At 69.3% G+C, this 25,562-nt stretch carries 21 protein-coding genes and 3 pseudogenes; 17 read left to right on the forward strand and 7 right to left on the reverse strand.

The window, feature by feature from the left end:
* Positions 1 to 46 precede the first annotated feature (46 nt).
* Together ACFU6I_RS03695 and glsA are read left to right on the forward strand one after the other, a co-directional pair.
* The gene (locus ACFU6I_RS03695; RefSeq protein ID WP_384361016.1) at positions 47 to 613 is read left to right on the forward strand and encodes a hypothetical protein; all 567 of its coding nucleotides are present in this window, start codon (positions 47 to 49) and stop codon (positions 611 to 613) included.
* Between the two features lie 13 nt (positions 614 to 626).
* Complete coding sequence (gene glsA / locus ACFU6I_RS03700; RefSeq protein WP_384361019.1) at positions 627 to 1,970, forward strand: glutaminase A; 1,344 nt, start codon at positions 627 to 629, stop codon at positions 1,968 to 1,970.
* A 116-nt stretch (positions 1,971 to 2,086) separates the two neighbouring features.
* Here the strand turns inward: glsA and ACFU6I_RS03705 are convergent, their stop codons facing one another.
* Positions 2,087 to 2,917, reverse strand: coding sequence for an endonuclease I family protein (locus tag ACFU6I_RS03705; protein WP_384361022.1), 831 nt, complete (start codon positions 2,915 to 2,917; stop codon positions 2,087 to 2,089).
* A gap of 216 nt (positions 2,918 to 3,133) precedes the next feature.
* Here ACFU6I_RS03705 and ACFU6I_RS03710 point away from each other — a divergent pair, with 216 nt between their 5' ends.
* The 3 genes from ACFU6I_RS03710 to ACFU6I_RS03720 all read left to right on the forward strand — a co-directional run bounded on the left by ACFU6I_RS03710 (position 3,134) and on the right by ACFU6I_RS03720 (position 6,048).
* The gene (locus tag ACFU6I_RS03710; RefSeq protein ID WP_384361025.1) at positions 3,134 to 3,340 is read left to right on the forward strand and encodes a hypothetical protein; all 207 of its coding nucleotides are present in this window, start codon (positions 3,134 to 3,136) and stop codon (positions 3,338 to 3,340) included.
* 268 nt (positions 3,341 to 3,608) lie between these two features.
* Positions 3,609 to 4,766, forward strand: a complete 1,158-nt coding sequence (locus ACFU6I_RS03715) for a methyltransferase (RefSeq protein ID WP_384361028.1) — start codon at positions 3,609 to 3,611, stop codon at positions 4,764 to 4,766.
* 103 nt (positions 4,767 to 4,869) lie between these two features.
* Positions 4,870 to 6,048 carry an acyl-CoA dehydrogenase family protein gene (locus tag ACFU6I_RS03720; RefSeq protein ID WP_384361031.1) on the forward strand — a complete coding sequence of 393 codons (1,179 nt, stop codon included), beginning with the start codon at positions 4,870 to 4,872 and terminating at the stop codon, positions 6,046 to 6,048.
* A 714-nt stretch (positions 6,049 to 6,762) separates the two neighbouring features.
* On the opposite strand, the gene ACFU6I_RS03725 is transcribed toward ACFU6I_RS03720, so the two are convergent.
* Positions 6,763 to 7,326 carry a hypothetical protein gene (locus ACFU6I_RS03725; RefSeq protein WP_384361034.1) on the reverse strand — a complete coding sequence of 188 codons (564 nt, stop codon included), beginning with the start codon at positions 7,324 to 7,326 and terminating at the stop codon, positions 6,763 to 6,765.
* Positions 7,327 to 7,982: 656 nt separating this feature from the next.
* Between ACFU6I_RS03725 and ACFU6I_RS03730 the strand changes: the two genes are divergently transcribed.
* The 3 genes from ACFU6I_RS03730 to ACFU6I_RS03740 all read left to right on the forward strand — a co-directional run bounded on the left by ACFU6I_RS03730 (position 7,983) and on the right by ACFU6I_RS03740 (position 10,975).
* The gene (locus tag ACFU6I_RS03730; RefSeq protein ID WP_384361037.1) at positions 7,983 to 8,246 is read left to right on the forward strand and encodes a helix-turn-helix transcriptional regulator; all 264 of its coding nucleotides are present in this window, start codon (positions 7,983 to 7,985) and stop codon (positions 8,244 to 8,246) included.
* A gap of 156 nt (positions 8,247 to 8,402) precedes the next feature.
* On the forward strand, positions 8,403 to 9,269 hold the full coding sequence (locus ACFU6I_RS03735) for a DUF6083 domain-containing protein (RefSeq protein WP_384361040.1): 867 nt from the start codon (positions 8,403 to 8,405) through the stop codon (positions 9,267 to 9,269).
* 242 nt (positions 9,270 to 9,511) lie between these two features.
* The gene (locus ACFU6I_RS03740) at positions 9,512 to 10,975 is read left to right on the forward strand and encodes a UvrD-helicase domain-containing protein (RefSeq protein ID WP_384361256.1); all 1,464 of its coding nucleotides are present in this window, start codon (positions 9,512 to 9,514) and stop codon (positions 10,973 to 10,975) included.
* A 289-nt stretch (positions 10,976 to 11,264) separates the two neighbouring features.
* Here the strand turns inward: ACFU6I_RS03740 and ACFU6I_RS03745 are convergent, their stop codons facing one another.
* Positions 11,265 to 12,383 (reverse strand): acetate/propionate family kinase, encoded by a 1,119-nt coding sequence (locus ACFU6I_RS03745; protein ID WP_384361043.1) that lies wholly within the window; start codon positions 12,381 to 12,383, stop codon positions 11,265 to 11,267.
* A complete protein-coding gene (locus ACFU6I_RS03750; RefSeq protein ID WP_384361046.1) occupies positions 12,380 to 12,892 on the reverse strand; it encodes a CBS domain-containing protein in 513 nt (170 codons plus the stop codon). Before ACFU6I_RS03750 ends, ACFU6I_RS03745 begins: the two co-directional genes overlap by 4 nt.
* Before the next feature lie 301 nt (positions 12,893 to 13,193).
* Between ACFU6I_RS03750 and ACFU6I_RS03755 the strand changes: the two are divergent.
* Positions 13,194 to 13,496: pseudogene (locus tag ACFU6I_RS03755) on the forward strand (Na+/H+ antiporter NhaA); the annotation flags it as partial.
* Positions 13,497 to 13,911: 415 nt separating this feature from the next.
* On the opposite strand, the gene ACFU6I_RS03760 reads toward ACFU6I_RS03755, so the two are convergent.
* The 3 genes and pseudogenes from ACFU6I_RS03760 to ACFU6I_RS03770 form a co-directional block, all read right to left on the reverse strand.
* Entirely contained in the window at positions 13,912 to 15,024 is a 1,113-nt protein-coding gene (locus ACFU6I_RS03760) for a hypothetical protein (RefSeq protein WP_384361049.1), read from the reverse strand.
* Between the two features lie 327 nt (positions 15,025 to 15,351).
* A pseudogene (locus ACFU6I_RS03765) lies at positions 15,352 to 15,594 on the reverse strand (aldehyde dehydrogenase); the annotation flags it as partial.
* 33 nt (positions 15,595 to 15,627) lie between these two features.
* On the reverse strand, positions 15,628 to 17,406 hold the full coding sequence (locus ACFU6I_RS03770) for a PucR family transcriptional regulator (RefSeq protein ID WP_384361052.1): 1,779 nt from the start codon (positions 17,404 to 17,406) through the stop codon (positions 15,628 to 15,630).
* A 224-nt stretch (positions 17,407 to 17,630) separates the two neighbouring features.
* On the opposite strand from ACFU6I_RS03770, the gene ACFU6I_RS03775 reads away from it, so the two are divergent.
* The 8 genes and pseudogenes from ACFU6I_RS03775 (at position 17,631) to ACFU6I_RS03810 (ending at position 25,458) form a co-directional block, all read left to right on the forward strand.
* Entirely contained in the window at positions 17,631 to 18,272 is a 642-nt protein-coding gene (locus ACFU6I_RS03775; RefSeq protein ID WP_384361056.1) for a general stress protein, read from the forward strand.
* Complete coding sequence (dnaK, locus tag ACFU6I_RS03780; protein ID WP_384361058.1) at positions 18,227 to 20,125, forward strand: molecular chaperone DnaK; 1,899 nt, start codon at positions 18,227 to 18,229, stop codon at positions 20,123 to 20,125. Before ACFU6I_RS03775 ends, dnaK begins: the two co-directional genes overlap by 46 nt.
* An 8-nt stretch (positions 20,126 to 20,133) precedes the next feature.
* Positions 20,134 to 20,745 carry a nucleotide exchange factor GrpE gene (locus ACFU6I_RS03785; protein WP_384361061.1) on the forward strand — a complete coding sequence of 204 codons (612 nt, stop codon included), beginning with the start codon at positions 20,134 to 20,136 and terminating at the stop codon, positions 20,743 to 20,745.
* Between the two features lie 6 nt (positions 20,746 to 20,751).
* A complete protein-coding gene (locus tag ACFU6I_RS03790) occupies positions 20,752 to 21,705 on the forward strand; it encodes a DnaJ C-terminal domain-containing protein (protein WP_384361064.1) in 954 nt (317 codons plus the stop codon).
* The gene (locus ACFU6I_RS03795; RefSeq protein WP_355954766.1) at positions 21,702 to 22,109 is read left to right on the forward strand and encodes a chaperone modulator CbpM; all 408 of its coding nucleotides are present in this window, start codon (positions 21,702 to 21,704) and stop codon (positions 22,107 to 22,109) included. Before ACFU6I_RS03790 ends, ACFU6I_RS03795 begins: the two co-directional genes overlap by 4 nt.
* Positions 22,100 to 24,739 carry an ATP-dependent chaperone ClpB gene (gene clpB, locus ACFU6I_RS03800; RefSeq protein ID WP_384361067.1) on the forward strand — a complete coding sequence of 880 codons (2,640 nt, stop codon included), beginning with the start codon at positions 22,100 to 22,102 and terminating at the stop codon, positions 24,737 to 24,739. Before ACFU6I_RS03795 ends, clpB begins: the two co-directional genes overlap by 10 nt.
* Entirely contained in the window at positions 24,736 to 25,194 is a 459-nt protein-coding gene (gene trxA / locus ACFU6I_RS03805; protein ID WP_384361070.1) for a thioredoxin, read from the forward strand. Before clpB ends, trxA begins: the two co-directional genes overlap by 4 nt.
* Positions 25,191 to 25,458, forward strand: a pseudogene (locus tag ACFU6I_RS03810) (UBP-type zinc finger domain-containing protein). The gene trxA and the pseudogene ACFU6I_RS03810 overlap by 4 nt, the downstream one beginning before the upstream one ends.
* Positions 25,459 to 25,562 lie beyond the last annotated feature (104 nt).

A 25,562-nucleotide genomic window follows, 5' to 3' on the forward strand; every position in this document is an offset into this window, starting at 1 on the left:
TGCCGTATGACGCCGACCCACTTTCCCGAGCAGACCCGGAGTGTCCGTGAACCAGTCCCGCCCTCTGCGGCGCACCCTCGGCGGCCGCACCGCCCGCCGCCTGACCCCCGCCCTGCTGGCCGCGTTGATCGTCGCCGGCACCGCCGCCTGCAACGGCTCCGGCACCACCGCGCCGGGCACGGCCAGGAGCACCCGTACGGTGTCCCCGGGCACGGCTGAGTCGCCGTCCGCGAGCGCCTCGCCGCGCAGCCAGGAGGAGTTCGCGGCCTCGGTCTCCGCCGAGGTCGAACGCAACAGGCAGCGCGCGACCAAGCAACTCGCAGGTGTGCAGGGGCAGGGGAACGCGGTGAAGGACGTCTCGGTGACAGGGCTGCCGGTCGCGAAGGCCGAGCAGTTCCGAAGCGCCCTGGTCCGCGTCACCAACCCCACCGGGAAGCCGGCGTTCTACGCGGTCCGGGTGGAGTTCGTCGACGCGTCGGGGAAGGTCCTCGACTCCGTGGTGCTCGGCTTCGCGGACGCCCCGCCCGGCAGGACGGTCAGTGAGCACGCGAACAGCCGTAAGGCAGCGGGCGTGAAGTCGTTCCCCCGGATCGCCCAGGCCGAGCGCAGCTGACGACGGGGGCGAGGTGAGCGCCGCCGCCGACGCAGTGACGGACGTCCTGCGGGAACTGCGCAGCCGGTTCGTGGGGGAGCAGGTCGGGCAACTCATCGACTACATCCCCCAGTTGGCGCTGGCCGACCCGGACGCCTTCGGGCTGGCGCTGATCAGCATGGACGGCCACCGCTACAGCGCCGGTGAGGCCGACGCCCCGTTCACCATGCAGTCCGTGTCGAAGCCGTTCGTCTATGCCCTCGCGCTGTCCGTCCTCGGACTCGACGAGGTGTGCCGCTGGGTGAATGCCGAGCCCAGCGGCGAGGCGTTCAACGCCATCAGCCTGGAACGGGCGACCGGACGGCCGGCCAACGCCATGGTCAACGCCGGTGCGATCGTCACCACCGCGCTGATCCCGGACACCGCCGACGCCCCGAGGTTCGACCGCATCCTGGACTGCCTGAGCCGGTTCGCCGGACGGCAACTGGACGTCGACGAGGCGGTGTACGCCTCCGAGGTCGCCACCGGTGACCGCAACCGCGCCCTCGCCTACCTGATCCGCAGCACCGGTCTGCTGCCCGTCGACCCGGTGGCGTCGGTCGAGACCTACTTCCGGCAGTGCGCGGTGCGGGCCACGGCCCTCGACCTCGCCGCGATGGCCGCGACGCTCGCGCACGGCGGGGTGAACCCGCTCACCGGTGAGGTGGTCGTCGAGGAAGCGGTCGCCGCGCAGGTGCTCGCCGTGATGGCGACGTGCGGCATGTACGACGTCTCGGGCGACTGGCTGCTGCGGGTGGGACTGCCGGCCAAGAGCGGGGTGTCGGGTGGTCTGATCGCAGCGGGACCGGCCCGGTTCGGCCTGGCGACGTACAGTCCGCCCCTCGATCCGACCGGCACCTCGGTGCGCGGGCGCCGGGCATTGGGGGCGCTCTCGGAGCGGCTCGGTCTGCACCTGATGCACAACCCCGCACTCGCCGGTTCGACCGTCACCCTGGTCACCACCGCCGACGATCTGCCGTCCGCCCCGACGGGGGAGCAGGAGCGTGCTCTGCGGGAGCAGGTGTCGGTCGTGGCCGCGCAGGGGGCGCTCGACTTCACCGCGGCGGAACGGGTGCTGTACGCGCTCGACGAGTCGCGGACGCAGGAGACCGCGTCCGTGGTACTGGATCTGAGACAGGTGACAGGGGTGGACACCGTGGCCCTGACGATGCTGCGGTCCGGACTGGAGCGGCTCGCGGAGGGCGGCCGGCGGACGGCGGTGGTCGATCCGACGGGCCACTTGGCGGCAGTGTCCGCCGGCGAAGGTCCGACGGCTCCCCAGCGGTTCACCTCACGCGACGAAGCAGTCGAACGCGTTGCTCATGACCTGGAGCCCTGACGGCCCGAACCACCCGTGCCCGTCATGCATGCCGTACGCGCCGTCCGCACGTCCGGGGTCACGTCGTCGGGCGGTTCGCCCGACGACGTGACCGCGTGCTGGACGAATCGGCCGTTCTACCAGATGGATTCGACCCATTCCGGGTGGTCGATGAACGGGTTCCTGTTGTGCTGGTACTGGTCGAATATGACGTCGTTGCGCCGCTTCTCGAAGGTGTCCGGCGGGTCTTCCTGGCTCCACTGCTTCAGCACGGAGAGCCTGCCGATGTTCGGCGCGGAGCCGTTGTTCACCCTCTCGTTCGGTTCGAGGTCGGCGAAGGCGTCGTCGCCCTCGTAACGCACCGCCATGTAGAGGATCATGCGAGCCACATCACCCTTGGCCGCATCGCGCGGCTCGAAGGAGTCGCTGTCGGTGTAGTTGCCCGGTGCCCCGCTCACCGGGCTGCCGCCGTTGTCGAAGTCCTTGTTGCCGCGGATGGAGTTGACGGTGACATCCTCCGGGCGCAGGTGGTGGATGTCGGTGCCGGGTCCGGTGGTGGTGCCGAAGTCGCCGTGCGACTTGGCCCAGACGTGCTCACGGTTCCACTGGCCGACCGAACCCCCGTTGTCGCTCTTCGGCTCGGAGCGCCCGGAGTAGATCAGGATGACGTTCGAGGAGTTGGCGGGGTCCTGGTCGGTGTTCTTGAGCGCGTCCCAGACCTGGCTGTACGAGATCTTGGACTGGACGCTGATGATCGAGTGCAAGGCGCTCTTGAGCTGGGTGCCGGTCTTGCCGATTGCGCTTTGGTAGTACGTGTCGTCGAGCGTGGTGAGCGGCGTCGCGGCCGCCGGTGCGGTCCGGGGCGCGGCAGGTGCCGCCGGTGCGGCGGCGGCCGTGCCGGCGAGAACCGCGAAGGCGGCGAGGGTGGCGAGCAATGGGCGCCGGTGGTGATGGTGGCGACGGGACATGTGGGGTGTCCTCTCCGGGGCATGCGGCACCGCGACGCCGTCACGGGGTGGGGGACGGCGCCGTGGTGCTCGTGTGGTACGTGGTCAGCGGGAGCCTTCCACACGCACCGTGATCACGGTGTGAACGCTGCGTACTTATCATGTGCAGGTCACGTGAACTTCGGATGCGCTCCCGGAGCGGCGGGGCGAGAATTGCCGCAAGGACGAGGAGGCGGCATGAGCGAAGACCCCGAATCCGTATCCGCATCCCTGGCCCGGGGGGTGACCCCGGACAGCCTCTTGCACACCGGCGGGAGCGACAACGCGACGGCAGAGGATCTGGTGCTCGCATCCGGGCGGGACCTGACTCCGCAGAATCTGGAGTGGGCACAGCGCCGGCTGGCACGAGAGGGCCGGGCGGCAATCGAAAAGCAGTTGCCTTAGAGGCACTCGCAGAATGGGAGTCCGATCAGCTCGCGGCGTCTGGTGCGTGCGATCGCAAGGCGCTGGAAGGTCCTCGGATGGGGCCTCCCCCGCTCGAACGAAGCTGAGAGCTCGGGGAAGGAGCTACCAGGGCCTTTCGGCAACGCGGCGAGCGTGCGTGCCAGGCGTCGCGAGCCGGGGGCCCATGGTGTGAGTTCCTCCTGGTGGGTGGCCGGCTCGGCGGGGAGTGTGTGGACGCTCCCCGCCGCTCGGCTAGCCTGAAGGCACAATGAACCGTTTGACGACGTCAAAGGGCGAGTACGAACTCGCCCGCTACCCCGAGCACCCGCGCGACCCGTTCCGCGCCTGGGACGCTGCCGACGAATATCTGCTCCGGCAGCTGGAGGGGACCGACGGTGCGACCCCGGTCGAGCTGACCGGCACCGTGGTCGTGGTGGGCGACCGCTGGGGCGCCCTGAGTACGGTGCTGGCCGGGAACCGCCCCGTACAGATCACCGACTCGTACCTCGCGCAGCGTGCGACGTTGGCGAACCTCGTCCGCAACGGCCACGACGAGGACGCCGTACGTCTCCTGTCGGCGAGGGACACCCCGCCGGACCGGATCGACGTCCTTCTCGTGCGGGTTCCCAAGAGCCTCGCACTTCTGGAGGATCAGCTGCACCGGCTCGCGCCCGCGATGCACGCCGGAACCGTCGTCATCGGCACCGGCATGGTGAAGGAGATCCACACCTCGACCCTCAAACTGTTCGAGCGGATCATCGGTCCCACCCGCACCTCGCTCGCGGTGAAGAAGGCTCGGCTGATCTTCTGCACCCCGGACCCGGCGCTGGCCCGTACCCCCAGCCCCTGGCCGTACCGGTACGAGCTGCCCGGCGACGTCGGCGCGGTCTCCGGCCGGACCGTGGTCAACCACGCCGGGATCTTCTGCGCCGAGCGCCTCGACATCGGCACCCGCTTCTTCCTGAACCATCTTCCCGAGCGCACCGGCCATGACCGTGTCGTCGACCTGGGCTGCGGCAACGGGGTCGTCGGCACCTCCGCCGCGCTCGCCAACCCCGGAGCGGCGGTCACCTTCGTCGACGAGTCCTACCAGGCGGTCGCGTCCGCCGAGGCGACCTTCCGTGCCAATGTCGGCGCGGACGCCGAGGCCCGCTTCCTGGTCGGCGACGGGACGGCGGACCTGGCCCCGGGCAGCGTGGACCTGGTGCTCAACAACCCACCGTTCCACTCGCACCTGGCGACCACCGACGCCACCGCCCGGAACATGTTCCACGGGGCGCGGACCGTGCTGCGGCAGGGCGGCGAGCTGTGGGTCGTCGGCAACCGGCACCTCGGGTACCACACGCAGCTGCGCCGGATCTTCGGCAACTGCGCCACCGTCGCCGGCGACCCGAAGTTCGTCGTGCTGCGCGCCGTCAAGCGCTGACGGCCCGGGGGCGGCTCCGCGGCCCTTCCGGATTCTTGCAACACGTTCTACTGTGTGCGCCGCCGCACACGGGCGACGCGACCGCGAGACTCCTGGAGGGGCCGTGCACCTCGAATACACGCCTGAGCAGCAGCAGTTGCGCGCCGAGTTGCGCACGTACTTCACCGGACTCGTTCCCGACAACGCCTACGCCAGATACGACGACCCCACCGTCCAGAAACGCTTCTACCGCGAGACGATCCGACGCCTCGGCGCCGACGGCTGGCTCGGCGTCGGCTGGCCCACGGAGTACGGCGGACGCGGCCTGTCCCCGATGGAACAGTTCATCTTCTTCGACGAAGCGGCCCAGGCGGGCGTACCGCTGCCCCTGATGGCGCTCAACACCGTCGGCCCGACGATCATGCAGTTCGGCACCGACGAACAGAAGGCGTACTTCCTGCCGAAGATCCTGGCAGGCGAGATCGACTTCGCGATCGGCTACAGCGAACCCGACGCCGGCACCGACCTCGCGGCCCTCAAGACCCGTGCCGTACGCGACGGCGACACGTATGTCGTCAACGGGCAGAAAATCTGGACGACCAACGGCGACACCGCCGACTGGGTATGGCTCGCCGTCCGCACGGATCCCGACGCCCCGCCGCACAAGGGCATCACCATGCTGCTCGTCCCCACGAGCGACCCCGGCTACTCCTGCACCCTGATCAACACCCTCGCCTCGCACGACACCACTGCCAGCTACTACGAGAACATCCGCGTCCCCCTCTCCCGTCGCGTCGGCGACGAGAACAAGGGATGGCGGCTGATCACCAACCAGCTCAATCACGAGCGCGTCACCCTCGCCGCCCACGGCACGATGGCCATCCGCGCCCTCCACAACGTGCAGCGCTGGGCGGCCGGCACCGAGCTCGCCGACGGACGCCGGGTCATCGACCTCGGCTGGGTCCGTGCCCTCCTCGCCCGGACCCACACCCGGCTCGACGCCATGAAGCTTCTCAACTGGCAGATGGTCTCCGCCGTCCAGCGCTCCACCCTTACGCCGCAGGACGCCTCCGCCGTCAAGGTCTACGGCTCCGAGGCGCGACGCGACGCCTACGCCTGGCTGATGCAGATCCTCGGCTCGGCCGGACCGCTCAAGGAAGGCTCGGCGGGCGCCGTCCTGCACGGCGAACTCGAACGGGGATACCGGTCCGCAGTCATCTTCACCTTCGGCGGTGGCAACAACGAGATACAGCGAGAAATCATCTCGTGGATCGGCCTGGGGATGCCGCGCGTACGCCGCTGAGGGTTTGTGACCAGGCTTTTTAGTTGGCACAAAGGCAGGCTAGTTGGCACAAGGCGTTGCGCTCGTTCTGGTCGGCACCGAGCTTGTCTCTGCGTACGCTTGGGGGCGCTGAGCTGCCCCTTAGGCCAGCCGGTCACGGCTCGGACGCTTCGTGAATGCTCGTCTCCTGGGGACGACTGTGGGTGCTGAGGCGTACGGCGGCAGGTTGTGGTCGCAGCCACCCCGACTTGCGTAGAGGCTCAGACGTCCGTCATTTCTGCTCAACATTCACGAGCCGGTTGATCACCAACCGCCCTTCGGCCGCGCCCGGACTTGCACCGGCTGGTCGAGGAATACGGGGCAGACGTCTTCCGCGGGATGGTCCGCAAGTACGTCGCCGTCGGAAGTCGGAGATCCTGATGGAGTTCGGCAAGGTGCCGCTGGAGGCGTTCGTCCCGCAGACCCACCAGCCCAGGCAGGAGGCAGAAGTCGACTTCGGCGACGTGACCATGCGGCTGGCCGTTGGACGGGTGCTGGGACTGGGCCGAGCGAGCCGTACGTTTCACATCCGGCAGCCACAACGGCAGCGCGCGGGCATAGGAAGCAGAACAACGAGACGGGACGGCACTGCGGTGATGGCAAGCCTGTCCGTGCGCCGTCGCTACCTCCCGCGGCCGCCGCCGGTGGCAACGACGGGAGTCGTACGCTGCCTCTGTATGCCCGTGAACAGAGTTCTCATTGACGAGGCGAGTCCCAGGACACGTCTTCCGTGACCAGTTCGAACGTCCACGCTTCGACGGCGTATACGGACACGAGGCGGTTGAGTGTTGCGGTGAGTGTGTGCTGGTCGAGTCCGCAGGTACGGGTCAGGTGATCAGCTTCCATGCTGGACCGCCCGGCGTTGGGGGAGCGGTGCGTCGTGAGCACCAGTGCGGTCAGACGGTCTGCGGCCGGCAAGGCACGCAGCCGTGACCGGGAGACCGCACGCAGAGCCCAGTCGGCAGCCCGGTGACGGTCGCGCCGGGCGGTCTCCTGGGTGAGGACGGCCGCATCGAGCAGTTGCGCGGCGGCAGTTCTGTGCCCCGTCTGCTCTGTGGGATGCGGCAGACGGTGCAGCCAGCGGGCGTCCTCCAACTCGTCCCAGGGTGCGAGGGCTCGGCCCAGGCGCATGCCGCGGAGCAGTCCCGCCGGGAGATACACCTGCCCGGATGTGTTGCTGCGCAGTGCGCACTGCAGGGCGAGGAGTCGGCCTTCGGCGCTCATATCTGGGGGAAGCGCGGCCGCGAGATAGCTGAGCATGTCGCGGACACGATGCGCCGGAGCGGCACCACCGGGCAGCCTGACACCCTGTGCCCCAGCGGAACCGGAGCCGGCATCGGGTCTCGCTGGGGTTGATGCGATGGCAGTGTCGGGCACGATGGCGCTGCCCGGGGTGGCGCCCGCGCAGGCGGCGCAGACGTCGGCCAGGCGCCAGAGACGGCCCCCGCGTTCACGCGTGAGGATGAGCAGGACGGGGCCGGCGCAACCTCGGTGGCGCGGATGCCAACGGCATCCGCGTTCGTGGCATTGGCAGGTGCGCAGGTGCGGGGGCAGTACATCGCGCCGCGCGTGGTGGGCCAGGTGCGCCAAGGCTGCGGGCCGGGCCGCAGATGCTGCCAGAGCGTGACCGCGCGGTGCGCACAAGGCGCAACAGAGCTCGGTTCCGCCCTGCTGCGGGCGTAGTTCCACGGTCCAGGTGCGCCGTACCTGTGGGCGCAGGGTGCACAGCCTCATGGGACGTCCGTTCCTCCATGCCTTCAGCCGGGAGCCGACCCGCTCCTGGGGTTGTGGTGAGGGGAGGGGTGTCGGCGGCACACCGTAGTGCAGACCTCTGCCCTTGCGTGGGGCAGTCACCTGCAGAAATAGGGCAGAGGTCTGCACTGACAGGGCAGGGGTCTGCACCTTCGGATGGGGGAGTGACGACCTTCCCGCCCGACCCGAACCTCACCACCCTCCGCCTGGAGCTCGCGAGGCTGAGGAGCGAACGCGGCTGGACCTACGACGAACTCGCCCGCCGCACCGGCCTGGCCAGACGTACCCTCATCGAAATTGAGCAGGGCCGCACCATCGGGTCCCTCAAGACCTGGCACGCCCTCGCCCACGCCCTCGAGGTCCCCGTCGATCACCTCTTCGCCACGCTCTGCGAAGGCCACGCACCCCCCGCCGGGCCCGCCGAATAGCACCATCGGCCCCGCCGTTGAGGATCACCCGATCCAGTCACCGACGGGAACTCCCGTACGGGAAACCGCACATCAGTCCCGCCGTATTGGGCCATCCGCAGGACAATCCGGCACGCTCACCGTGGCGGCGGCGCGGCGCCTGTCACCTTCGCCGTCATGTCCTCCACTGCCTCATCCGGCCGCCGATGGGACGGAACCCCGGCCCGCCCCCACCGCCAGCGGACCCTGCGCGTCGCCCCCGACAGCCCCACCCGCCTCGTACGCAGCGCGCAGCCCAGCCGCTGCCGGGACTGCGGTAACCGCATCGACTGGTACACCCGCACCGACAACCGGCCCGTCAGCCTCCACCCGCACGAACTCGACGCCACCGCCGTTCCGGTAGCCAGCCGCTGGCACGTCAGCTCCGGCATCGCCCACCCCGCCGACGACGGCACCCCCTGGTGCCGCATCCTCCACCTCGCCCTGTGCCCCGCACGCACCGCCCCCACCACGCTCACCCCGCAGATCGCCGCACTGCGCCGCCACCTCGCCCTGCACACCCGCCGACTCCTCGACACCGGCACCCTCACCCCACCCACACCAGACACAAACCCACCGGCCTCCGCCCCGGAGCCCTGCCGCCCGGCCCGGCCCATCATCCTGCTCCTCCACACCCGCTACCTCGCCGCCCAGCCCGTCGACACCATCCAATGTGTAGCCCAGACCCGACGACGCCACCGCTGCACCCACCCCATCCTCAGTCCCAGCGCACCGACCGGCACGTGGACACTCGTCCCCGCCACCACCGGTCACAGACAACTCGCTCTCCCCGACGGCCTGATGGCCGTCTACGACCTCACCCACCTCACCTACGCGGAACAACTGCGCTGGCGCCACCAACGCTGCCCCCACCACGCCGCCACCCCGGGCGCAGCCGACCTCGCACTCTGCGACTGGGAACCCTTCGACCCACTGCTCCACCACCGGCACATCCACAACCGGCTGCCCACAAAGGCCCGCCACCGCACCCAGGCGCGGGCATGAGAACTGCACACGACCACGCGCAGCCGCACTCCACCGAGACAGTGCTCCAGGGGCCGTGCCGCGTATCTGCCCCGCCTACCGTGACCCGGGCGCCGGCACACCCCGCAGCCCAAGACGCCCATTGGCTCGACATTGCCCTGGAACACCTTCTGACCCGCGTCACCCCACAGCAGCTGCTGACCGCAGCTGCCAGCAAGCTCGCCACACCCCCGCACACTGACGGAGCCCCGCGCGTGCAGAACCTGAATCCCACCGACGAACAGACCGCCGCCGCCAACGCCTTCTGCGCTGGCGATCACCTGGCCCTACAGGCGGGCGCCGGTACCGGCAAGACCAGCACCCTCGCCTTTCTTGCCCACCACACCCGACGCCGCGGCCGCTACCTTGCCTACAACAAAGCCATCGCGCAGGATGCCGCCGCCCGCTTTCCTTCCACAGTCACCTGCAAAACGGCCCACGCCCTGGCCTTCGCGGCCACCGGCCGCCACTACGCCCGGCGCCTGAACGCCCCCAGACGTCCTGCCTGGCAAACGGGCCAAGCCCTCGGCATCACCAAAACCATCCGCATCGGCGAACGCGATCTGTCACCCAAGGCCCTCTCCTACGCCACCCTGCGCACCGTGACCAGCTTCTGCCACTCCGCCGCCCCCACCATCACCCGGCGCCACGTCCCCCGTCTACGCGGCCTCGAAGACCCCGACCTGCACACCCAACTCGCCAAACACATCGTGCCCTTCGCCTGCCGAGCCTGGACCGATCTCCAGCACACAGACGACGGAGCCGTTCGCTTCGACCACGACCACTACCTCAAGATCTGGGCCCTCACCCAACCCAAAATCAACACCGACTTCCTCCTCCTCGACGAAGCGCAGGACACCAACCCCGTAGTCGAGGAAATCTTCCTCAACCAGCGCAGCCACGCCCAACTGGTCATGGTCGGCGACTCCGCACAGGCCATCTACCAATGGCGCGGAGCACGCGACGTGATGACTACCTTCCGCGGCACACGACTGGCCCTGTCAAGATCCTTCCGCTTTGGTCCCCGCCTCGCGGCCGAAGCCAACCGGTGGCTCACCATCGCAGGCGCACCCCTGCGCCTCGAAGGGACCGAGGCGATCTGTACCGAAGTCGGTCCCCTGGATCGGCCGGATGCCATTCTGTGCCGCACCAACGTGGGCGCCATGAACGAAGTCATGCAACAGCTGGCAGCAGGGCAACGTGTAGCTCTGGTCGGGGGAGGGGACACGCTGCGTGCACTGGCCCGCTCGGCCAACGACCTCAAAGCAGGCCGCCGTACCTCCCACCCCGAGCTGGTTCTGTTCGCTACCTGGGGTGCCCTGCAGGACTACGCCGAACATGACCCGGCTGGCCGTGACCTTCAGCCGTTGATCGACCTCGTCGACACCCATGGCACCCGCGCCATCCTCGCCGCCGTTGACCGGCTCGATAATGAATCCGCGGCCGACGTGACCGTCTCCACAGCGCACAAAGCCAAGGGCCGTGAATGGGCGCGTGTGCAGATCTGCCGTGACTTCACCCCACCCAGGGACAGCGACCAAAGAGACGACAACGGTCACCAAGTGCCCGGTCCCATCGACGATGCCGAAGCACGTCTCGCCTACGTGGCCGTCACCCGTGCGCGCAATCAACTGGATCTTGGCGGACTCTCATGGATCGAGCACCACCCTGACGGCTGCCCCGCGTGACCGGCGTCGAACAGGACGACGTTTTTTCGATGAGCGGTAAGGGCGGCTGGGCAGTAGTCGTGCAGGTAAGAGAGGGGTAGGCCGGAACCTGCGGAAGGCTGCGGCTGGGACGCCCTCGCTACCGAGGACAGGGGGCCAAGCCGCGCCGTCACACGACGGGGAGGGCCACCGTTACGCAACCCTCGCGTGTATGTTGCTGCCCGGTCTATCGGGCATGTCTGGTCAAAACGCCAGTGTTGCGCGCGTACTGGGTGAGAGTTGGCAGTTCCCGATCGGGTCACGTTCAAGGCTATCGGTCCTCAGCCCGCCTCGTGAGGGTGTGGCGCGTTTCCGCTGCCACCTGCTGGGTTTCGCCTGTCGGGATCACCAGGACGGGCACGGCCGCGCCACGCGGACTGACAACGGCGTCTTCCGGCGGGTTTCCCTCCGTCAGCCCGCCGGTGATGCCCAGGACACCCAAGCCCGAACAGACCGCTTCGCGTACCTCTGGCTGGTCTTCGCCGATCTCGCCTGTAAACACGAGCGCGTCGATCCGGTCGAGGGAGGCGGCGACACTCGCGATGCCGCGCCGCACGCCAACAGCGAACACGTCCAGCGCGAAGGTCGCCTTACTGTCCCCCCGGGCGCCCGCGCGGACGAGGTCCCGGGTGTCCCCGGACATGCCGGACAGGCCGAGGAGGCCGGACTCGTGATTGAGGGCGTCCTCGATCCGCACCGCCGTCAGGCCTGCCGATGTCTGGAGCCAGAGCAGCAGACCCGGGTCGACGCTCCCGCTGCGCTTGCTCATCACCAGGCCCTCCAGCGGGGTGAAGCCCATAGTGGTGTCGACGCTGCGCCCGTCGCGCACCGCGCAGACCGAGCAGCCGCCTCCCAAGTGCGCCAGGACGACGTGCAGGGAGCCGGCCGGACGGCCGATCAGCCCGGCCGTCCGCTGCAGGGCCCACGCGTAGGACAGGCCGTGAAACCCGTACCGGCGCAGACCGTACCGCTCTGTCCATTCGCGAGGCACCGCGTAGGTGCGGGCGGCGAGTGGCAGGTCGGCGTGGAAGACGGTGTCCAGGCACACGACGTGCGGCACGTCGGGCAACAAAGCGCGGGTCGCGTCCAGGGCAGTGAGGGCCGGGGGCATGTGCAGCGGGGCGAGCCGTGCAGTACGGTCGAGCTCGGCGCGTACGTCGTCGTCGACGATGGTAGGGCGCAGCAGGTGCGGTCCGCCGTGAACGAGGCGGTGCCCGGTCGCCCCGACCGGGGGCGCGTCGCGCAGGAAGTCCTCGATCGTGTCGGCGGTCTCCGGGCCGGGTGGCTCGGTGAGGTGCCTCGCGGCTCGTTCGCGGCCGTCGGCGCCCAGAACCGTCAGGTGCAGGCTGGAAGAGCCAGCGTCGACGACGAGGATGTCAGGGCCGTTCACAGCTCCCACTTTCGTTTCGTGGTCTCGGCAAGATCGGTGCGGCGGATCGCCTCGCGCAGCCGATCATGATGGTGTGGTAGGCGACGGCCAGGTCGCCGGTGACGGTGGAGCGTCCGCGCACACGGCCCAGCGCGGTAACGGCCAGGTCGTGCCGAGATACGCCGTTGCTCGCCAGGAGGTCGTAATTCACCATTGGCCGGGCGTTCACCGCCGTCCTGATCCGTTGCATGGGTCCAGCCCTTACCGGGGTCCAGGAGGCAGGTGACTCCGAGGTCATCGTGCACTCGTTTGGCCTGACAGCGCTGATGTCGCCCAGGGCCGAACCGGTATCGCGCTCGATGGACAAGTAGCTCCTGGTCGGCGACGAGACCACGCGACCGATCGTCAGCGACCACGAGGACGGCACCCATGTCCTTGCGTCGCATCAGCTGGGCAACGTTCATCACGGACGTCAGCGACGACACGGCGACAGGATCTTCCGTCATGACCTCGCGAACCTGCTGGACCATGATCTCTCCTTCAAGCTGCACACCGGCAGGACTGTTGGACTTTCCCAGCTCGTGTACCCGTGACCAGGGACCGCGTGGCCTGGCCTCGGGGGAGTTCCATCCATTGGCTCTCGCGACTGTCTTCACCAGCAGACTGGCCGTACATGGTCACCGACCGTCTGGCGGCCCTGCTCGCAGTGCTGCGCCGGCCGCCGGCGGGACGCGACGCCCATGCTGCGCGACGCGGCAGCGACAGATAGGGACTGGTCGGCGTCCGTGGGGCCGTGTGCCCCTTTTTGCGGACGCCTCGAAGGCTCCCGCCGTGTCTGATGTTCGCTCGCGTACCTACTTCCCGGGTCTGCTACCTCTGCCCGAGCGTCAGGCCCTCGCGCGTGCACTGCGCACCGAGACCGTCAGTGGCCTGGTACTCCTTGCCGCCGCGGTGGTGGCGCCGGTGTGGGCGAACAGCCCGTGGAGCGGGGCGTACGAGGAGATACGGGTTTTCCACCTCGGGATACCGGCACTCGGCCTGGACCTGTCGGCGGGGCACTGGACGGCGGACGGTTTGCTCGCGGTGTTCTTCCTGGTCGCCGGGATCGAACTCAAGCGTGAACTGGTCGTGGGCAGGCATGCGCTCTTCCTGAGCAGGTCGAGGTAGCCCGCAACGTTGGCCAACTGTCGGCGCAGCAACCACAACGCGCCGCGACCGAATCCCTGACTGCCCGGGCCGAGCGCAAGTCAGGCTGGTCAGCGTGACGTTGGTGTGGGTCGCGCAGATGCCGCCCGTGGCGGCAGCGGCCGCGTGAGTGGGCGTGGTGAGTTCATTCGGAGAGACAGGCCACGGCTGCCAGCCACTGACCAGCAACAAAATCCCACAACCGCGACCCGGACGACTGAATCTCACCAAACTGAGAGATCACAATCAGCAACACCAAGACCGACGCCACAACGGCGCCACACCCAAAAACTCGGCGTCAAATGGGCAGCAGCATGACGACCTGCGTCGGCTGCAATGGGTCAGGGCTCGGCTCAGGGGCGCTCTACGTCTCGCTCTCCAGCTCTTCCCGCACCTTCTTCTCCCCTCGCAGCTTCTGCCATCGCTGGCGCTGCCGCTCGCCGTACGCCGCGTTGCGGACGGTGCCGTCGTCTTCGAGTCCGGATCCGAACGCACCCCCGACCATGCCCATCGAGCTGACGAACCAGGCGAGCACGGCGTAGTCGTGGACCGTTGCGTCTTGCCCATTAACCGTGCCGAAGGCCGACGGGGTCAGGATGAGATTGGAGACGCCGAAGAGGGTGAAGAACAGGATCATGTACAGGGAGAGCACACCGAAGGTGATCGTCACGCACGTGACTGTGTTGTAGAGGCGGGAGAAGGAGCGGGAGAGCGAACCGTGAGGGCGTTCCCAGAGCTCGTGATCAATGATGATCCATGCCGTGAGGGCGAGAAGGGAGACTACAGAGGCCCCGATCAGGCGCCCGACGTCCATCCCCGAAGAGATTTTCCAGGTCGAGTTGTTGATCAGGCCGAAGGCGGCGGTTGCGAAGACACCGGCCAGTGCGCGGGAGAGGGTGGCGAAGAGCCGCCAGGGCCGGTTGGCCCGCACCATACCGGTGACGAGACTCAGATGTCCGCGCAGGCCGGGCACGATGAAGCGTTCCAGGCCATCCTCGCCGACCCCTGAAGCTTCGAGCCGGCCGGCTTCCTCCAGGGGAGCGAGATCGGCACGTTCCCGGGTGAGCATGCCGACGACATCCGCGACGACGCGCCGGGCGCGCCGTCGCATCCGCCAGGAGCCGAGCGCGGGCAGGGACACCAGCGCGATGCGGTCCGCCGGGCTCACCTCGACGCTGACCGGGCGCAGGCCTGCTCGTCGAGGCAGATCGGTGAGGAGGACTCCGGCCTCCCAGTCGCCCTCGGGGAGCAAGGGGCGTACGACGTCGGCTGCGGAGGAGACGTCCAGTTGCTCGTCCGCGACCAGGGGTACCGTGCGCGCCGTCACCCGCCAGTCGACGTCCGCGCGGACCCGCCGCCTCAGCTGCTGCGGCAGTTTGTCGGCCAATTCCTGGGCGATCTCCGACGCCACTCCGGGGTCGGCGACCAGGACGATCCGCACCACGTGCGCCGCAGCGGCAGGCAGGAAATCTGTCACGGTCTCAATCCGGTCGGGGGCGGGCACGCGCGACGGTTCGCCCGAGGTCCCGTTGTAACGCCCCTCTATGTGGTAGTCGAGCGCGACAGGCGCCTTGGCGCCCCGCGTCCCCCGATCAGGCCGGGACGGGGAGACCGGCCGACGGACGGACGAGTGGCGCGGAGGAAGACGAGGAGACGCACTCAGTCACCTACAGCGAACCGATGCTGGCGGACCAAAAGGACAATCCTCCCGCAGCTGGCGCGAGGTACGACCCTCCGACGAGACGCTCAATCCCGCCAACCGCGCGTGCGAGCCCTTGCGCACGGGGATGTGGGCCCGCTTCGGTCAGCTCGAGCCGTCGGGGTGGAGCACGACCTTGGTCCAGCCGTCGTCACGGGCGTCGGAGTGCTATTAGCCGGCAGGGGCCTCGTCCAGCGGCGGCTCGTGGGAGACGATCCACGAGGGCTTGGCCTTGCCCTGCTCTATCAGGGCGCACAGCTGTCGGTTGTATGCCTTGACGTTGGCCTGACCGGTCCCCATCGACTGGCCCTTGAACCAGTACAGGCCGTAGTCGAAGGCCACCTCGCCGTCCTCCTGTCGCACGACAGTTCTAGCGGGGCATCAGTCGGGTCCGCCCAGCACGATCGTCCACACTCGGGTCGCCACCTGGAGGTTGAGGCGGTCCTCGACGTTCGCGAGGTCGTTGCCGCTGATGTCGCGGATGCGCTGGAGCCGATAGCGCAGCGTGCTGCGGTGGATCGCGAGGGATTCGGCGGTCTCGTCGTAGTTGCCGCCGCAGTCGAAGTACCGGGACAGGGTCTCGACCATGGCCGCGTGGTGCCGGGAGTCGTAGTCGATGAGCTGCCCCAGCCACTCGTGGACGAATGTCTCTAGTTCCCGGTAACCGTTGCCAGGTCCCAGGATGCGGTAGAGGCCAAGCTCGTCGAAGAACGTCGTGCCGTAGCGCTCGCGGGAGTGGCGGCGCACTTCCAGGGCGCGCTGCGCCTCCTCGTAGTGGTGGGGGATGTCGTCCAGAGAGTCGCACGGGGCGCTCACTCCGATCGTCCCGGACCGTGTCCCGGTCTCCCGGGCGAGCGCCTCGTACAGCGCGCGGGCGTGCGGCCTGTCGTCGGCGACCAGGACCACGTGATCGGAACGCGGGGTCAGCAGCGACCGCATGCCCACGGCAGAGGCCGCCCGGCCCACGGTATGCGCGAACGAATCGTCCGCAGGCCGGTTCGACCACTGCACCACGACGATGTAGTGGCTGCGGTGCAGGTCGTGTCCGACTGCCTCGGACCGGGCGTAGGCGCTCGCGTCGTCCGTCCCTGCCAGGAGGTCGTCGACCAGCTCGCGGTGCAGCCTCAGCTCCACCTCGGCCAGGTTACGCAGGTGCGCCAGCTCCAGGGCGAGCGACGCGGCGGCGTGTTCCAGCGCGAGCACGGTGTGCTCATCGGCCTCGCCCCGGGCGTCGACCAAAGCCAGCACGCCCAGCATCTCGCCGTGCGGGCGGACCAGGGTGATCAGCCGGTCCTTTATCCGCACCGGCCCGACCTCCCGGGCAGCGGCGTGCAGCATTTCGTTCTGGCGCACGGGGTCCGGTTCCGGATAGGGATCGGGGCGGCTGGGGCCGGTCCAGGACCTCAGCCGGCCGAAGCGGTCCTCGACCAGTGCGGGGAGTCCAGTGAGCTCGTGCAGTGCGCGGGTGATGGCTTCCTCGCCGCCGCCCGAGGCAGCGACATCGGCCATGAGCGCGTGAACAGCCCGCTGGTACCCCAGCTCAGCCACGACGGAGATCAGCTGCCGCTGGAGGGCTGTCCGTTCCTCCCGCAGCCGGTGCAGCTCCCGCGCGTCCTCACGTCGGCGGCGGTCTGTGAAGGCGACTGACAGAGCAGCAGCGGTGTGCCGGACGAGCGTGGCGAGCAGGGATCGCTCGGCCTCGGTGGGCCGGGAGCGGGACGTCACCACGAGGTAGCCGTGGAGTCCCTCAAGTCCGCGCAGCCCCAGGGCCCGGCCCCAGGGCCAGCCGGGTACGGTCACAGGGCCGTCTTGCCCGGCCAGCTCCCGCACCGTCCGGTCCACGGCGGCATGGATCTGCCCGCCCCTCGGGCCGGGGACCAGGTCGCCGTCCACCCTGAGGTATCCGGCCTCCGCGCTGTATGGCCCCGCGGCGGCTATGTGGTCCATGGCCAGGCGCAGGATCTCGCCTTCGTCCCGAGTGTCGAGCAGGGCGCTGGAGAGCACCATCAGTTCGTGGAGGGCATGGTCGGCTGGAGTCGGAACGGGGGGGCTGGGCTCTCTCCGCGCGGCCGTTGACTGCCGCCCGGCGCTGCCCCGCGGAACGCTGCCCTCCCGGTCGGAGCGGCGGCGGTACAGGTTGTGCACCCGGCTGCTGGCCATGGGATTGCTCCCTTCCCCCAACAAGCCCTCAGAAAGTGAATACGACCCTTCCTGTACGCCCCTCCGACCAACTTACCCGAGATGTTCGGAGCCTTCTTCTCGTGCTCGCGGGGTGACGGGCTCCGTTGTTTTTTGCCCTGCCGGGCGCAGGCGTAGAGCCGCTTGGTTAGGCGACTCTGGGGCGTGCGGGTGGCGCCATGCGCACCGGCAGGAAGGACTGGGCGATGCTCGAGAAGCCTCGGCGGCCCGTAGACGCGTACGAGACGTACCAGGGAGTCGAACACACCGTCGACCACGTTTCGGACCAGGGGTTTCCCGTGGAGAGGGTGGCCGTCATCGGCCAGGACGTCCGCCTCGTCGAGCACGTCATCGGCCGGATGGACTACGGCTGGGCCGCCCTGCACGGAGCGGCGAGCGGGGCCCTTCCCGGTGCGTTGATCGGCTGGCTCTTCGGCCTGGTTGACTGGGTGGACCCGCTCGTCTCCGCCCTGCTCGTCGCCCTCTGCGGCGTGATTTTCGGAGCGATCGTGGGCGCGCTGTTCGGTCTGCTGCTGTTGCTGCTGTACACCCTGCGGGGCAGCCGCCGGGATGACGGTGAGGTGCGGCGGCCGGATCGGGCGGGTCCTGCGGCTTCGGATCGGGGTTTCGCCCCCGTCCGCTCGATGCAGCCCAGCCGGTACGTCGCCGGCGCTGGTGGTCCGCAGCCTGCCGAGCAGCAGTACGGCCTCGTCGGCGACCGCTTCGTCCGGACGTCCCGCCCGTACCTCAACGATCGGATCCGCAGCGTCGGCGCAGGCCGCCGCATCGGGAGGAGTTCCTCATGGCAAAGGCAGTGGGCATCGACCTGGGCACCACCAACTCGGTGATCGCCGTGTGGGAGGGCGGCGAGCCGTCCGTCGTGCCCAACAGCGAGGGTAACCGTACGACACCGTCCGTGGTGGCCTTCACCGACACCGGGGAACGTCTGGTGGGCCAGCTGGCCCGGCGCCAGGCGATCCTCAATCCCAAGGGCACCATCTACTCGGCCAAGCGGTTCATCGGCCGGCACTTCGACGAGATCTCCGACGAGGCCAGGGCGGTGGCGTACGACGTGGTCGAGGGCGACGGCGGGGCGGCCCGCTTCAAGGTGCGCGACAAGCTCTATGCGCCTGAGGAGATCAGCGCACAGGTGCTGCGCAAACTCGCCGACGACGCATCCAAGCAGCTCGGGGAGCGGGTTACGGAGGCGGTCATCACGGTGCCCGCCTACTTCAACGATGCTCAGCGCACCGCCACCAAGGACGCCGGACGGATCGCGGGTCTGGAGGTGCTGCGGATCGTCAACGAGCCCACGGCGGCTGCCCTCGCGTACGGCATGGACAAGAAGCAGCACGAGACCGTCCTCGTCTTCGACCTGGGCGGCGGCACCTTTGACGTGAGCATTCTCGACGTCGGCGACGGCGTGGTGGAGGTGCGCTCCACCGCCGGCGACAGCCACCTGGGCGGCGACGACTTTGACCGGCGTCTGGTGGATTACCTCGCGGACGACTTCCAGAAGGACAACGGCATCGATCTGCGCAAGGACCCGCAGGCGCTGCAACGACTGTTCGAGGCGGCAGAGAAGGCCAAGACCGAGCTCAGTTCGGTGACGCAGACGCAGGTCAGCCTGCCGTTCGTCACCGCCGACGCCTCGGGCCCCAAGCACCTCACCGACTCGATCATGCGGTCCACGTTCGAGCAGATCACAGGCGACCTGGTGGAGCGTTGCCTGGGACCGGTCCAGCAGGCAATGGCCGACGCCAAGGTCGGCGAGAGCGACATCGACGAGGTCATCCTCGTAGGCGGCTCCACACGTATCCCAGCGGTCCAGGCCTTGGTCCGCCGGCTGACCGGCGGCAAGGAACCCAACATGAGCGTCAACCCCGATGAGGTCGTGGCCCTGGGCGCCGCGATCCAGGCCGGGGTACTCAAGGGCGAGGTCAAGGACGTCCTGCTGCTCGACGTCACACCGTTGTCGCTGGGCCTCGAGACGCGCGGCGGAGTGATGACGAAGATCATCGAGCGGAACACCACCATTCCGGTGCGCCGCAGCGAGACCTTCTCCACCGCCGAGGACAACCAGCCGGCCGTCGATGTGGTGGTCCTCCAGGGCGAGCGCGAGAGGGCCGCCGACAACCGGGTGCTCGGCCGGTTCCAGCTCACCGACATCCGGCCGGCGCCGCGGGGCGAGCCACAGATCGAGGTCACATTCGACATCGACGCCAACGGCATCCTCAACGTCACGGCCCGCGACCGGGACACCGGCAAGGAGCAGGGCATCACCATCAGCGAGAGCTCCAACCTGGACCGCAGTGAGGTCGAACGCATGGTCCAGGAGGCCGAGCACAACCGAGGCCAGGACCAGGCGCTCCGCGAGGCCGTCGACGCCCGCAACGAGCTCGACGCCGTCGCCTACCAGGTCGAGAAGCGCCTCGCCGAACTGGGCGATGCAGCGCCCGCGCACGAGAAGGCACGCGCCGAGATGCTCGTATCCGACGCCCGGGCGGCGGTCAAGGAAGAGGCGGACGTGGAGCGCGTACGGGCCTTGACCTCCGAACTCCAGCAGGTGCTCGCCGGGCTGGTGGCCCATCAGGGCGCCGCCGCCACGGGCGGTTCCGGCCAGGACGCCGCCACCGGTGGTCCCACCAGTGGCGTTGACGGTGGCGACGATGTCATCGACGCCGAGTTCGACAAGGACTGAGGCGCGCCATGCCCAGCCACCCCCAGGAACCCGACCGGGCCGCGTCGGATCCGGTCGAACCGGTCCCGGAAGGCGCCGTACGCCCTCCTCGCGCGGATTTGCCGCAACCGGACCCGCCGCCCCGGCCGGAAGCGGCGAACGACGAACCGGGACCCGACGCCGCCGGCCCCGCGCCTGCCGAGGACGAGTACACGACCGCGATCCAGGAACTGGAGGACCGCTGGCGGCGCGCGCTCGCCGACCTCGACAACCTTCGCAATCGTCACGCTAGGGAGCTCGAGCGGGAGCGGACGGTCGAGCGTTCCCGTACGGCAGCCGCCTTCCTGCCCGTCTTGGACAACCTCGAACTCGCCCTGACCCATGCCGGAGCCGATCCGGGCGCGATCGTGGAAGGCGTCCGGGCGGTCCGTGACCAGGCGGTGAACGTCCTTGAACTGCTCGGCTACCCGCGGCACGCGGAGACAGGCGTCGTCTTCGACCCGGCCCGGCACGAGGTGGTCGGCGTCGTCCAGGACCCCGACGTCGAGCCGGGCACCGTGGTCGAGGTGTTGCGCCCTGGCTACGGTGACGGCGAACGGCAGCTCAGGCCCGCCGCCGTGACTGTCGCGAAGCGGGAGTGACCAGTCATGGCACGGGACTTCTACGAGGTGCTGGGCGTGTCGCGTACCGCGAGCCAGGACGAGATCCAGCAGGCATATCGCAAGCTCGCCCGCAGGTACCACCCCGACGTCAACAAGGACCCGGGGGCGGAGGAGCGTTTCAAGGACCTCAACGAGGCCTACAGCGTCCTGTCGGACCCGAAGACCCGGGCCCGTTACGACCGCTTCGGCGAGGACTTCCGCAAGATCCCCGAGGACTTCGACGAACGGGTCGCGGCCGGAGCGGGCGGCGGCTTCCGCGCTCGGAGGACCGCGGGCGCGGGCGGCCCCCGTGTCCGATACGCCACCGGCTTCGGCGACGACTTGGGCGCGGAGGGCATCGACATCGAGGACCTGTTCGGCTCCATGTTCGGAGCCGGCGCCGCCCGAGGTGGCGTCCCCGGAGCGGACCAGGAGGCCGAACTGCCGCTGACCGTCGAGGAGGCGTACCGAGGCGGCCGTCGCAGCGTCACGCTCGCCGGTCCCACCGGGCAGCCGCGGCGGTATGAGGTCGAGGTGCCGCCAGGCGTCACCGACGGGCAGCGCATCCGGCTGGCGGGCGAGGGCGGCCAGGGCAGTGGTGACGCCGTCGCGGGCGACCTGTACCTGCGGGTGCGTATCCAGCCCCACGCCCGGTTCCGGCTGGACGGCCGCGACGTGCACGTCCAGGTCCCGGTCGCCCCCTGGGAGGCGGCCCTGGGTGCGACCGTGCCGGTGCCCACGCCCGGCGGTGGCACGGCCAAGGTCACGGTGCCCGCGGGCTCGTCCAGCGGGCGACGGCTGCGATTGCGCGGCGAGGGCATGCCGAACCCGCGCGGCGCGAACGGCGACCTGTATGCCGAACTCCGCATCGTGGTGCCGCCCACCGTCGGCGACCGGGAGCGCGAGCTATTCGAGGAGCTCGCCGCCACTTCCTCGTTCGACCCCAGGAGGACGCGATGAACGACCGACCCGCGGGAGCGGCAGGCATCGGCCGGGCCGGCGTGGGCGACCGCCCGGTACGGACGGGCACCGACATCACCGCCTCGACGGCTGTCCGGTACGCGCTCGTGCCCGCCCCCAGGCTCTCCCTGGACGCCGTGGCCCGTCGCTCGGGCCTCCACCCCGATCTGATCCGCCGGTTCGTCGCCCTCGGCCTGGTCGACGCCGAACGCGACGGCGCGGGGCGCCTGGTGTTCGACCCCACGGCCCCGGCAGTCCTCGCTCGCATCCAGCGGCTGCGCTCCGGGCTCTGCCTCAACTACGCATCCATCGGCCTGGTGCTCGACCTGCTCGATCGCATCAGCCTGCTCGAAGCCGCCCTGCGCGGCCGCGGCCCGAGGAGTGAAACACCCCCATGGACATGAACCGTCTCACCCAGAAGTCCCAGGAAGCCCTCCAGGAGGCCCAGACCGCGGCCGTCAGCATGGGGCACACAGAGGTCGACGGTGAACACCTGCTGCTCGCACTTCTCGATCAGGAGGACGGTCTGATCCCACGGTTGCTGCAACAGGCCGGCACCGAGCCGAAGGAACTGCGCGCGGCCGTGCAAGAGGAACTCTCCCGCCGTCCGAAGGTCACCGGTCCCGGCGCGGCACCCGGCCAGGTCTTCGTCACCCAGCGCCTCGCCCGCCTGCTCGACGCCGCCGAACGGGAGGCCAAACGTCTCAAGGACGAGTATGTGTCCGTGGAGCACCTCCTGCTGGCCCTGGCTGAGGAGAGCTCTTCAACCGCCGCCGGGCGACTGCTCAAACAGGCCGGCATCACTAGGGACTCGTTCCTGAGCGCGCTCACCCAGGTCCGCGGCAACCAGCGCGTCACCTCCGCCAACCCCGAAGTGGCCTACGAGGCTCTGGAGAAGTACGGCCGCGATCTCGTCACCGAGGCCAGGGCCGGCAGGCTCGACCCGGTCATCGGCCGGGACGCCGAGATCCGCCGCGTCACCCAGATCCTCAGCCGCAAGTCCAAGAACAACCCCGTCCTCATCGGCGACCCCGGCGTCGGCAAGACCGCAATCGTCGAGGGCCTCGCCCAGCGCATCGTCCGCGGCGACGTGCCCGAAGGGCTCCGCGACAAGATCGTGTTCGCCCTCGACATGGGCTCCCTGGTCGCCGGCGCCAAGTACCGGGGCGAGTTCGAGGAACGCCTCAAGGCCGTGCTCAGCGAGGTCAAGGCCGCCGAGGGGCGGATCCTGCTCTTCGTCGACGAGTTGCACACGGTCGTCGGCGCGGGCGCCGCCGAGGGGGCCATGGACGCTGGCAACATGCTCAAGCCGATGCTCGCCCGCGGCGAACTCCATATGATCGGCGCGACCACCCTCGACGAGTACCGCAAGCACATCGAGAAGGACGCCGCCCTCGAACGCCGCTTCCAGCAGGTACTGGTCGACGAGCCGAGCGTGGAGGACACTATCTCCATCCTGCGCGGACTGCGCGAACGCCTCGAGGTCTTCCACGGGGTGAAGATCCAGGACACCGCGCTGGTCTCCGCGGCCACCCTCAGCCATCGCTACATCACCGACCGGTTCCTGCCCGACAAGGCCATCGACCTCGTCGACGAGGCGTGCGCCCGGCTGCGTACCGAGATCGACTCGATGCCCGCCGAACTCGACGAGATCACCCGCCGCGTCACTCGCCTGGAGATCGAGGACGCGGCTCTGTCCAAGGAGACCGACCCCGCCAGCAAGACCCGCCTGGAGGAGCTGCGCAGGGAACTGGCCGACCTGCGCGGCGAGGCCGACGCCAAACGCGCCCAGTGGGAGGCCGAACGGCAGGCGATCCGCCGCGTGCAGGAACTGCGCCAGGAACTGGAGCAGGTCCGCCACGAGGCGGAGGAGGCCGAACGCGCCTACGACCTCAACCGCGCCGCCGAACTCCGCTACGGCCGACTCCAGGAGCTGGAGCGCCGACTTGCCGCAGAGGAGGAGCAACTGGCGGCCAAACAAGGGCAGAACCGGCTGCTGCGCGAGGTCGTCACCGAGGAGGAGATCGCCGAGATCGTCGCCGCCTGGACCGGCATCCCCGTCGCCCGCCTTCAGGAGGGCGAACGCGAGAAACTGCTGCGCCTCGACGAGATCCTGCGCGAGCGCGTCATCGGCCAGGACGAGGCCGTCAAGCTCGTCGCCGACGCCATCATTCGAGCCCGCTCCGGCATCCGCGACCCTCGCCGCCCCATCGGCTCGTTCATCTTCCTCGGCCCCACCGGCGTCGGGAAGACCGAGCTGGCCAAGACCCTCGCCCGGACCCTGTTCGACTCCGAGGAGAACATGGTCCGCCTCGACATGAGCGAGTACCAGGAGCGGCACACCGTCAGCCGGCTCATGGGGGCACCGCCCGGATACGTCGGCTACGAGGAAGGCGGCCAGCTCACCGAGGCCGTACGCCGCAAGCCGTACTCGGTCGTGCTGTTCGACGAGATCGAGAAGGCGCACACCGATGTCTTCAACACCCTGCTGCAGATCCTCGATGACGGCCGCATCACAGATTCTCAGGGCCGCACCGTCGACTTCCGCAACACCGTGATCATCATGACGTCCAACATCGGTTCCGAGCACCTCCTCGACGGCGCCACCGCCGAGGGCGAGATCAAGCCGGAAGCCCGCGCCCTGGTGATGGGCGAGCTGCGCGGGCACTTCCGCCCGGAGTTCCTCAACCGCGTTGACGACATCGTGCTGTTCAAGCCGCTCGGTGAGCGGCAGATCGAGCGGATCGTCGAGCTGCAGTTCGACGAACTGCGCCAGCGGCTCGCCGAGCGCCGCATCGCGGTCGAACTCACCGACGCGGCCCGTGAGGTGATCGCCCACCAGGGCTACGACCCGGTGTACGGGGCCCGGCCGCTGCGGCGCTACATCTCCCACGAGGTCGAGACCCTGGTCGGGCGCGCCCTGTTGCGCGGCGACGTCCAGGACGGCGCCACGGTCCGGGTCGACGCCGAACACGGAGAGCTGGTTGTCACCTACGACCAGCCCGAGGACGGGAAGGGAACGAGGGCGGCATGAGCACCATGCAAACCACCAACGTCACCTGCCCGCACTGCGGGCGCACCAACCGGGTACCGGTGGCCGCCGAGGGCCGCCCCAGGTGCGGCAAATGCAAGCAGTCTCTGCCGTGGATGGCCGACGCGGGCGACGACGACTTCACCGAGGTCGTCGAGCAGGCCACCGTGCCCGTCGTCGTGGACCTGTGGGCCACCTGGTGCGGCCCCTGCCGCATGGTCAGCCCCGAGCTGGAGAAGGTCGCCACCGATCTCGCGGGAAAGATCAAACTGGTCAAGGTCGACATCGACAAGAACCCAGGCCTGGCGCGGCGGTTCGAGGTCCAGGCCGTACCAACGTTGCTGGTCCTCGACAAAGGACAGACCATCGCCCGGCAGTCGGGTGCCGCACCTGCCCCTGCCCTGCGGCGGTGGTTGGAGCAGTCGATCGCGGGCCGCGAACCGGCCGGGAAAGGATGATCGGCCACGACCGTACGGACCGCCCCCCTCACCTCGTACGCCCTGTCACCCCGCGCGCCCCGGGGTGCGAGGAATGCCTGGCCACGCGGTCCTCCTGGATTCATCTCAGGCTCTGCCTGACCTGCGGCCACGTGGGCTGCTGCGATTCCTCGCCGAACCGGCACGCCCGCCGTCACGCCGCCGCCCGACGGCCATCCGATCGTGGCGTCGCTGGAGCCCGACGAGGACTGGCGGTGGTGCTTCGTCCACGAGGCGTTCGTGTGATGCCCGGCGACGAGGCGCGGCCGGGCGCAGCGCCTGCGCCGGTCACCAACCTGTCCGGACAACACACCAGGCCCCTGCCTGCGCGGGTATGGCGCTGGAGCTGT

This window comes from Streptomyces sp. NPDC057486 (assembly GCF_042802415.1).
Taxonomy (GTDB): domain Bacteria; phylum Actinomycetota; class Actinomycetes; order Streptomycetales; family Streptomycetaceae; genus Streptomyces; species Streptomyces yanii.

Coding starts and splice junctions, on each gene's coding strand:
- ACFU6I_RS03705 (WP_384361022.1), bottom strand. CDS start 2,917: ATGTCCCGTCGCCACCATCACCACCGGCGCCCATTGCTCGCCACCCTC.
- ACFU6I_RS03775 (WP_384361056.1), top strand. CDS start 17,631: ATGCTCGAGAAGCCTCGGCGGCCCGTAGACGCGTACGAGACGTACCAG.
- trxA (WP_384361070.1), top strand. CDS start 24,736: ATGAGCACCATGCAAACCACCAACGTCACCTGCCCGCACTGCGGGCGC.
- ACFU6I_RS03790 (WP_384361064.1), top strand. CDS start 20,752: ATGGCACGGGACTTCTACGAGGTGCTGGGCGTGTCGCGTACCGCGAGC.
- ACFU6I_RS03770 (WP_384361052.1), bottom strand. CDS start 17,406: ATGGCCAGCAGCCGGGTGCACAACCTGTACCGCCGCCGCTCCGACCGG.
- ACFU6I_RS03785 (WP_384361061.1), top strand. CDS start 20,134: ATGCCCAGCCACCCCCAGGAACCCGACCGGGCCGCGTCGGATCCGGTC.
- dnaK (WP_384361058.1), top strand. CDS start 18,227: ATGGCAAAGGCAGTGGGCATCGACCTGGGCACCACCAACTCGGTGATC.
- ACFU6I_RS03725 (WP_384361034.1), bottom strand. CDS start 7,326: ATGCTCAGCTATCTCGCGGCCGCGCTTCCCCCAGATATGAGCGCCGAA.
- ACFU6I_RS03710 (WP_384361025.1), top strand. CDS start 3,134: ATGAGCGAAGACCCCGAATCCGTATCCGCATCCCTGGCCCGGGGGGTG.
- ACFU6I_RS03795 (WP_355954766.1), top strand. CDS start 21,702: ATGAACGACCGACCCGCGGGAGCGGCAGGCATCGGCCGGGCCGGCGTG.
- ACFU6I_RS03750 (WP_384361046.1), bottom strand. CDS start 12,892: ATGGTCCAGCAGGTTCGCGAGGTCATGACGGAAGATCCTGTCGCCGTG.
- ACFU6I_RS03735 (WP_384361040.1), top strand. CDS start 8,403: ATGTCCTCCACTGCCTCATCCGGCCGCCGATGGGACGGAACCCCGGCC.
- clpB (WP_384361067.1), top strand. CDS start 22,100: ATGGACATGAACCGTCTCACCCAGAAGTCCCAGGAAGCCCTCCAGGAG.
- ACFU6I_RS03715 (WP_384361028.1), top strand. CDS start 3,609: ATGAACCGTTTGACGACGTCAAAGGGCGAGTACGAACTCGCCCGCTAC.